Consider the following 8,280-nt stretch of genomic DNA (forward strand, 5'->3'; position numbering starts at 1 on the left):
ATGCGCGTCGGAGTCCGGCGCGGGCAGCGGCCGGGACGGCAGGAGCGGTCAACCATGGCGGCCTCGCCGCCAGCCCGGTAGCGGGTCGCCCACCGCTGGGCGGTGGTGACCGAGACGTTGAACCGTTCGGCCGCCCGGCGCAAGGGCCAGCCGTCCTCGACCACACAGCGGGCCAGCCGCACACGTCCGGTCTCGGTCAGGGGTGCGTTACGGTGCGGCATGAGGGCCTCTCTGGTCGCCGGTGCAGATGTCGCAATCCACACCGAGCCAGAAGGCCCTCACCCATTTCAAGATCACCTACCGGTGATCACCGTCACCAACCTCCGTGGACAGAACACCTAGTGCTGGGCCGGAAAGGTTCACCGGCTCGCGACGCCCGGCAAACCTTCCCGGCCACATAGGCAAGGCCGAGTCACCAGCCGGGGCAAGGCAGGCCGCACCAGATGTGCACCAGAAGAGGCGGTAAGCCACGGTCAACAGGGGCCATTGGAGGAGCCGTTCGACGTCGAGACAAGGCCCCTCTTTGCAGGTCAGGAGGCAACTAGCCTGATCTGCACGGTGATTCCCAAGCTCAGAGCGCGGGTTCGATTCCCGTCACCCGCTCCAGACGAAGGCCCAGGCCAGAGGCCTGGGGCTTGTTTGTTGTACAGGCCTGCTGCCACTCCTGCCGGTGGCCGCCTTCAAGCGGCAGCGACCCTGTCCTGAGTCATCACGTGGCTGCATCCGCTGCAGGATCGAAAATCGGCCCGGCGCTGAGCGATGATAGAGACATGGCATCCACGACCAGCGCCTCAGAGCTCCGTCGCGACCGGTTCGCACGGCGTCGGCCCGCTGATCTCTTCCAGCTCAACGGTCCGGCGCACGGCAGTGTCAGGCTGCCTCTCCACCTGGCGTGGTCCGGTCTCACCGAGTTCGATCTCGACCAGCCCCGCCTGCGAATGAGCTGCTATCGGATCGTCCTGGCCGAGGGCATGCGTGAGGATCTGGTCCGGTATCTGAACAGGGATCTGCTCATCAGCATGTGGCCCGTCCTTCGCACCCTGATCAGCCGCGACATCCGTGAAGTTTGGGAGAGCGCCTTCGCCGAACTCAGGCCGAGCACCCAGACCGCTGCATGAATCTCACGGAACTCCATCGCCGGCTACTGGCAGATGTACTCGCGGTTGGCGAGGCCTATCCCCTCGCGGTCACAGGCGGTTACGCCGTCCAGGCCCACGGACTGGTCGACCGACTCAGCCAGGACCTCGACGTCGCCACCGAGAACCCGGACCGCATGGAGGACATCGCAGCCTCCATACGTACCGGACTGGAAGGCCGCGGCTGGAGCGTACGTGCCTTGGAAGCCGACCCGCTCTCGGCCCGGCTGATCGTTACCGACCCCAGGTCCGGCGAAGAGTGCGAGGTGGACATCCTCAAGGAGGCTTTCTGGCGCCCGCCAGTGACGACCGAATTCGGGTTGGTTCTTTCCCTCGATGACGTCGTCGGCACCAAAGTCCGCGCTTTGGCCGACCGCGGGCTGGCACGGGACCTCATCGACGTGCGGGCTGCAGCAGATCGTTGGAGCCGCACGGAACTCGAAGCGCTCGGTCAACGTCATGCTCGGGATGGCTTCGACCTCGCCGAACTCCAAGCGCGGCTCGGGGGAGCGGACTGGATCGACGACAGCGAATTCGCCGCCTACGGCCTGGACGACGACGAGACCGACGAACTGCGTCGGTGGGCACTTTCGTGGGCCGACGACATCGCCGTACGGCTCCACGATCCGGAAGACCTCGAAGTGGACTGAGCAGCTCGCCCCCAGCTGCCGCGTTGTGCCTGATGCGTGCCAGAACAGGCGGAGACACCCGGTCAACACCGGTCACAACGCAACCTGTTCCAGTGGTGCGCCAGGAGCCATGCACGCGGCTCAACACCCTTGTGGCTCGCCAACCACCCGATGATTCCCAAGCTCAGAGCGCGGGTTCGATTCCCGTCACCCGCTCCATGTGATGTCTCAGGACATCGGAATTGCTCCGAACCCACGGTTGAGTTCGGGGTCATTGTTGTTGTGGGCCGGGGTGGGCAACCGGTTGGCTGGTAGTCGCGGCTGGGGTCGATGGTCAGCTCGCGGAGGAGTTCGCCGATGGCAGCGTGGACCATGCGACAGGTCGCGCACGTAGACGTCACGTCAGCCGTAGAGAAGTGCCGCTCCGGCTCAGGTCACTTGGTTTCGGTGGCTCTGGTCACCATGCGGTGATGACCGGCGCGTCGGGTTCGTGCTGCCGCCAGGCCTGGTTGAGGCGCATGAGCCGGTCCGCGGCGGCGATGCCGCGCAGGGACGCGACCTTTCCGTCGCTGACTTCGAACACCACGGCGCCCACGACCCGGTCGTCGACCACGGCGAGGACGGCCGGAGAGCCGTTGACCAGCGCGATGTGGAGTGCGGGCGAGCCGCCGGCCAGTCGCCGCTTCGCAGGCGTGGGCTTGAAGCCGGCCCGCACGAAGGAGGCGACCCGCTCTCGCGTCTTGTACCGCAACAGCCGCTTGCTCAGTCCGGCGCCGTCGGAGACCGCCGTCACGTCGTCGGTGAGCAGCGCCACCAGCCGTTCGGTGCGCCCCGACCTGGCGGCGGCGAGGAACTCCTCGACGACCCGGCGTGCGGATGCGGGGTCGGCCTCGCTGCCGCGAGGGTGCTCGGCGGCGACTCGGGTCCGGGCCCGGTGGACGTGCTGCTGGCTCGCGGACTCGGTGATGTCGAGGATCCCCGCGATCTCGGCGTGGCTGTAGGAGAAGGCCTCACGCAGGACGTAGACGGCCCGCTCGACCGGTGAGAGGCGCTCCAGGAGGGTCAGCACGGCCAAGGACACCGATTCGCGCTGCTCGAAGGTGTCGGCGGGGCCGAGCATCGGGTCGCCCTGCAGGAGCGGTTCGGGCAGCCAGGCACCGGCCGCTCGCTCGTGACGCGCCTGAGCCGAGCGGAGCCGGTCGAGGCAGAGGTTGGTGACGACCTTGGTCAGCCACGCTTCCGGTACCTCGATCCGTTCGCGGTCTGCGGCCTGCCAGCGCAGAAACGCGTCCTGCACGGCGTCCTCGGCGTCGGCGGCCGAGCCGAGCAGGCGGTACGCGAGCGAGGCCAGCCGGCTCCGGCCGGCCTCGAACCGATCGACGGCTGCGCTGTCCATGCGGAGCATGCTATGCAGCGGCACTCGCACCGGCCCGGTCAGGCGCGGCGGCCAGGCGGCGCTTGCGCTTCGGCATGCCGAAGGTCGGGTGGGCGATGCCCCACCCGGCCCCCTTGAGCACTCCCGCCTTGAGGCGCGCGGCGGTCCGGCCGCCCAGGAACCAGGACTTCGACCGGGCGTCCCCGTCCACCATCTGGAAGATCGCGTCCCGCCGCCCGAGGCTCATGTGGTTGCCGTGGTACTTCAGCCCGGTGGTCGGGACCTCGCTGCCCGTCAGGCGCGCGATGATCGCGGCGGTCGCCTGCATGTTGGTGAGGCCGGCCGAGGCGCAGGACATCGGCAGCGGCCGGCCGTTCTCGCCGATCGCGTAGGCGCAGTCACCGGCGGCGTAGACGTCCGGGTGCGAGACCGAGCGCATGGTGCGGTCGACGACGATCTGGCCGGTCTCGGCGACATGCAGGCCGCCGGCGGTCGCGATGGGATGCACGGCGAACCCGGCCGACCACACGGTCACGTCAGCCGGCATGGACGTACCGTCGGCGGCGATCGCCCGTGCGGGCTCCACGGCTTCGATGCCCGTGTGCTCGTGGACGGTGATGCCGAGCCGGTCGAAGGCATGGCGCAGGTGACGGCGGGCCTTCGGGGAGAGCCAGGCGCCCAGCTCGCCGCGGGCGGCGAGCGCGACCGAGAGGTCGGGCCGGGACTCGGCGAACTCGGTGGCGGTCTCGATACCGGTCAGCCCCTCGCCGACGACCAGCACGGTGCCGCCCTCGCCCAGGCCGGCCAGGCGCTCGCGCAGACGCAGCGCCGAGGACCGGCCGGCCACATCGAAGGCGTAGTCGGTCACGCCGGGGACGCCATGGTGGGCTACGGAGCTGCCGAGCGTGTAGAGAAGCGTGTCGTACGCGAGTTCACCCTCGCCGTCCTCGCCGGTCACGGTGACGGTCCTGTGCTCGGGGTCGACGCCGGTGACGCGCGCCAGCCGCAGCTGCACCCCGGTGCCCGCGAACACGTCGGCGAGCTTGCGGAACGCGAGGTCCCGGCCGATCGCGAGCTGATGGAGCCGCATCCGCTCAACGAAATCGGGAACGGCGTTGACGACGGTGATCTCGGTGTCGGCAGGAGAGAGCCGCCGGGCCAGGTTTCCGGCGGCGAAAGCCCCGGCATATCCAGCGCCGAGTACGACGATGCGGTGCTTCATGGCGTTGCTCCTGTCTGAATCGCGTGCCCCTTGAGCGGGACAGCGCGGCGATTCCTGACAGGAGCTGGATGTGACGTGAGTCACTTTGGATGCCAACGGCTCTCCGTGCGAGCTTCGGAGCCGTCGGGAAACGGGGAGCGGCATCGACCACGGGTTGCAGCGGAACAACCGGACCAGGTTCCCGACCTGGGAGACACTGACTTCCTGCGCGGATCCAGTCACCCGCACTTTGACCTCAAGGTGGCGCAGCTCCGCGCGCTCCACCGGGACGCAGTTCGGCCGTAACGACGCAGTTCGGCCGTAACGCGGCCGTGCACCAGATGAACCCGGGCCCCTGCCGGATGCGTGCCGGGACGCACAGGGAATCGCGGTCGACACCGGGCACCAGAAGCCGGCTTCAGTGGCGCGGGTCAGGGCCAACTGCACGATCCCCAGCCGGATCTGGTTCCGCGACGGTCTCGTAGAGGGGCACGTCGCGCAGGCCGGTGGTGCGGGCGGCGCGGACCCGTTCCTCGGCCCGGGCCCGCTGCGGCCGCCTCGTCCGCGGGCCTCCTTGTTCACGGCTCCGGCGAGTAAGGCATCGGGTACGGTTCTCGTCCGGTCACGAGTCGTGAAGAAGCCCGGAAAGCGGGGGGTGAGATGCCCGGAGAGCCGCCTGCCCTCGACGGCGCCGAAACCATCACCACCGCCACCGAGTTCGGCCGCGCGCTGAAGCTGCTGGCGCGGCGACGTCCCGGCGGACCGGTCAAGGTCGCCTCGCTCGCCAGACGGCTGAACCTCTCGCAGAGCACCCTCTACGCCTATCTGGCGGGCACGACCATGCCGCCGAGCGACGTGCTGGACGATCTGCTCTGTGAACTCGGCGCGCCGCCCGGTGAGCACCGGCGGCTCTCGACGGCCCGCGACACGTTGCACCGCCGCCGCAGTACGGATCAGGCGCGGCGGAAGCCCCGCGAACTCCCGGCAGACACCGTCGGTTTCACCGGACGGGCACCGGAGCTGGACCAACTGGATGCCGTCCTTTCCGGCGACGCCGGGCCCGGCGCCCCACCGCGGATCGCGTCTGTGTCCGGTCCGGCCGGCGTCGGCAAGACGGCCCTGGCCGTTCACTGGTGCCACCGTATGGCCGACGCGCTCCCGGACGGCTGTCTGTACGGCGACCTGCACGGCTACTCGCCGGTCGAACCGCGCGATCCGGCCGACGTGCTCGCCGGATTTCTGCGCAGCCTCGGCGTCGGCGACGGCGAAATCCCCGACGACCTGCACGAGCGCGCCGCGCGCTTCCGCAGTCTGCTCGCCGGCCGGCGGGTGCTGATCCTGCTGGACAACGCCCTCGACGCCGATCAGACCCGGCTGCTACTGCCCGGCAGCCCGACCTGCTTCGTAGTGATCACCAGCCGGGCGGACCTGGCGGGGCTGCAGGTCGATCCGGGCGCCCACCGGATCGACCTGCGCTCGCTGCCGCCGGCCGAGGCGATGGCGCTGCTGCGCGCGCACCTCGGCAGCAAGGTCGACGAGGCCGAGGATGCGGCCAGGCAACTCGTCGACCGGTGCGACGGGCTGCCGCTCGCGCTGCGGGTGGTGGCCGCGCAGGCGATCCGTCAACAGGCGCAGCCGCTGAACAAGCTGGTGGCCGAGTTGTCCGGCCAAGGTCTCGACCTGCTGGACGTCGGCGACGAGACCACGGCCATCGCCGCGGTGTTCTCCTGGTCGCTGCGGCGCCTTCCCGCTCAGGCTGCGACGGACTTCGCGCTGCTCGGTTCGCATCCCGTCCGCGAACTCGACACCGCCGGGATCGCGGCGCTGCTCGGCACCGGCACCCGTGCTGCGGGCCGGCGGGTCGACCGGCTCGTCCGGGCGCACCTGGTCCAGCGGTCGAGTGCGGGCAGGTTCGGCATGCACGACCTCGTCCGCCAGTACGCCGCGGACTGCGCGAGCGAACTGCCCGCCGAGGTGCGGGAGTCCGCCGTCGGCAGGCTCGCCGGCCACTTCGTCGAACGCGCGACGTGGGCCATGGACGTACTGCACCCGGACGAGCCGACCCCGCATCAGGTGGCCGAGTCCGCCGCGGAGCACCTCGGCCCCGCCCGGGCGTGGCTGGACGCGGAGTGGGACAGTCTGCTCGCGGTCGTCGCCGACACCGCCCGGCGCGGCCGGCCCGAACTCACCGCCCGGCTCACGGCCGTTCTGCGGCGGCATCTGGACCAGGGGGGACGGCACAGCGACGCGCTCACCGTCCTGGGGCACGCCATCGAGGCGAGCAAGCAGGCCGGTGACCCGACAGCGGAAGGTGAAGCGCTGCGCAGCCTCGGCGTCGCCTACCTGCGCCTGGGCCGCCACGAGGACGCCCGGCGGTCGCACCGGCGTGCGCTCGCCGTCTGCCGGGAGTGCGGCGACCGGTACGGCGAGGCCGCGGCGCTGAACAACCTCGGCAACCTGTACGAGCGGCTCGGCCGGCTCCGCGAGGCGATGGACCACTACGAGCAGGGGCTCACGCTCGCCGACGAACTCGGCACCCTGCAGGGAAAGGCGATCCTCTTCAACAACCTCGGCGTCGCGCACACCCGCCTGGGCGACCACCTCCAGGCGACGCGCTACTGCCGGCGGGCATGCACCATCTTCCGTTCACTCGGCGACCTCGGCGGTGCGGCGCGAGCCCTGGGCAACCTCGGCGAGGTCCGCCACCTCGCCGGACAACCCCGCACGGCGATCGTCCGTTACGAAGAGGCACTGGCTCTCGCCGACGAGATCGGTGCCCGCGGCGTCGCGATCGAACTGTTCAACTACCGTGGCGCGGCGCACCTCGCCCTGGGCGCCGTCGAGCGAGCACGCACCGATCACGAGGCCGCGCTCGAGGACGCCAGGACGATCGGCGACCGCTACGAGGAAGCCAAGGCACTCGAAGGGATCGGGCACACCCTGCTCGCCGCGGGCCAAGCCGACCTCGCCGCCAAGCGGTGGCTGCGTTCGGCGGCCGTATACCGGCAGCTCAACCTCCCGGACGCGGACCGGGTCGACGGCCTGCTGGCCGACAGCTGATTCCAGAATTTCCAGCGTGCTGCACAACCGCGGGCATGCTTGTTCGTCCGTCACTAGCTTGTGGTCACCCGTCACCCCAACGTTCGACGAGAAGGGAAAACGGATGACAGCACGAAACCGTCGTCTAGCAGTGTCATTGAATCGTCGATTGCCGGGATCTGGCGCTCTGCGCAGTGGATTCGTCGTAGCGGGTGCCGTCGTCGCGAGTTTCGTGGCCGCCGGAACGGCAGCCGCGGACGACACCGGGCCCGGAGCGGGACCCGGAGCGGGACCCGACTCAAGCGCGAGTGCCCCGGACTCAGGCCCCGGTGCCCCGGGTTCGCATGCGAGTGCCCAGGGGGACGTCCGGTCGGGGCCCGCTCCGGGTGGCCCGGGGAACCCCGGTGGCGCCCCGGGTCCGGCTCAGGGGCCCGCCGACAACGGTCCGGCCAACAACGGTCCGGGGCCTGCGGATCCCGGTCCCCCCGCACCCGGACCCGCCGGCCCACCCGGACCCGCGGACCACGGTCCTCCGCCACCCGGACCCGCCGGCCCGCCCGGACCCGCGGACCATGCCCCTCCGGCACCGGGACCTGCCGGCCCACCCGGACCCGCGGACCATGCCCCTCCGGCGCCCGGGCCCGTCAGCAACGACCCCGCGCCAGGGCCTGCGAACAACGGCCCCGCGCCCGGACCCGCCAACAACGCACCGGCACCACCCCCGGGACCCGCAGACCACGCCCCTCCGGCACCCGGGCCTGCGAACCACGACCCGGCGCCCGGACCCGTCAACAACGACCCGGCACCAGGGCCTGCGAACAACGGCCCCGCACCCGGACCCGCCAACAACGACCCCGCGCCAGGGCCTGCGAACAACGGCCCCGCACCCGGACCCGCCAA

6 protein-coding genes are annotated in these 8,280 nt (G+C 70.7%); 3 read left to right on the forward strand and 3 right to left on the reverse strand.

Translation table 11 applies throughout. The annotated features are described in order from the left end of the window. Positions 1-221 (reverse strand): leucine zipper domain-containing protein (locus H343_RS0124535; protein ID WP_028433282.1); only part of this gene is annotated, 221 nt, incomplete at its 3' end. Positions 222-770: 549 nt separating this feature from the next. Here H343_RS0124535 and H343_RS0124540 point away from each other — a divergent pair. Continuing rightward, entirely contained in the window at positions 771-1,118 is a 348-nt protein-coding gene (locus tag H343_RS0124540) for a hypothetical protein (RefSeq protein WP_028433278.1), read from the forward strand. Continuing rightward, the gene (locus H343_RS0124545) at positions 1,115-1,786 is read left to right on the forward strand and encodes a nucleotidyl transferase AbiEii/AbiGii toxin family protein (protein ID WP_028433279.1); all 672 of its coding nucleotides are present in this window, start codon (positions 1,115-1,117) and stop codon (positions 1,784-1,786) included. Before H343_RS0124540 ends, H343_RS0124545 begins: the two co-directional genes overlap by 4 nt. A gap of 436 nt (positions 1,787-2,222) precedes the next feature. Here the strand turns inward: H343_RS0124545 and H343_RS0124550 are convergent, their stop codons facing one another. Both H343_RS0124550 and H343_RS0124555 read right to left on the reverse strand, forming a co-directional pair. Then, a complete protein-coding gene (locus H343_RS0124550) occupies positions 2,223-3,161 on the reverse strand; it encodes a sigma-70 family RNA polymerase sigma factor (protein ID WP_028433280.1) in 939 nt (312 codons plus the stop codon). A gap of 10 nt (positions 3,162-3,171) precedes the next feature. Next, positions 3,172-4,362 (reverse strand): FAD-dependent oxidoreductase, encoded by a 1,191-nt coding sequence (locus H343_RS0124555; RefSeq protein WP_028433281.1) that lies wholly within the window; start codon positions 4,360-4,362, stop codon positions 3,172-3,174. Between the two features lie 639 nt (positions 4,363-5,001). Between H343_RS0124555 and H343_RS32695 the strand changes: the two genes are divergently transcribed. Then, the gene (locus H343_RS32695; RefSeq protein ID WP_051265975.1) at positions 5,002-7,401 is read left to right on the forward strand and encodes a helix-turn-helix domain-containing protein; all 2,400 of its coding nucleotides are present in this window, start codon (positions 5,002-5,004) and stop codon (positions 7,399-7,401) included. The last annotated feature ends 879 nt before the right edge of the window (positions 7,402-8,280 follow it).

It is taken from the genome of Streptomyces sp. TAA204, from assembly GCF_000424965.1.

Excerpts from the sequence above, each read along its gene's own strand:
- H343_RS0124540 (WP_028433278.1), top strand. The coding sequence starts at position 771 with ATGGCATCCACGACCAGCGCCTCAGAGCTCCGTCGCGACCGGTTCGCA.
- H343_RS32695 (WP_051265975.1), top strand. The coding sequence starts at position 5,002 with ATGCCCGGAGAGCCGCCTGCCCTCGACGGCGCCGAAACCATCACCACC.
- H343_RS0124555 (WP_028433281.1), bottom strand. The coding sequence starts at position 4,362 with ATGAAGCACCGCATCGTCGTACTCGGCGCTGGATATGCCGGGGCTTTC.
- H343_RS0124545 (WP_028433279.1), top strand. The coding sequence starts at position 1,115 with ATGAATCTCACGGAACTCCATCGCCGGCTACTGGCAGATGTACTCGCG.
- H343_RS0124550 (WP_028433280.1), bottom strand. The coding sequence starts at position 3,161 with ATGGACAGCGCAGCCGTCGATCGGTTCGAGGCCGGCCGGAGCCGGCTG.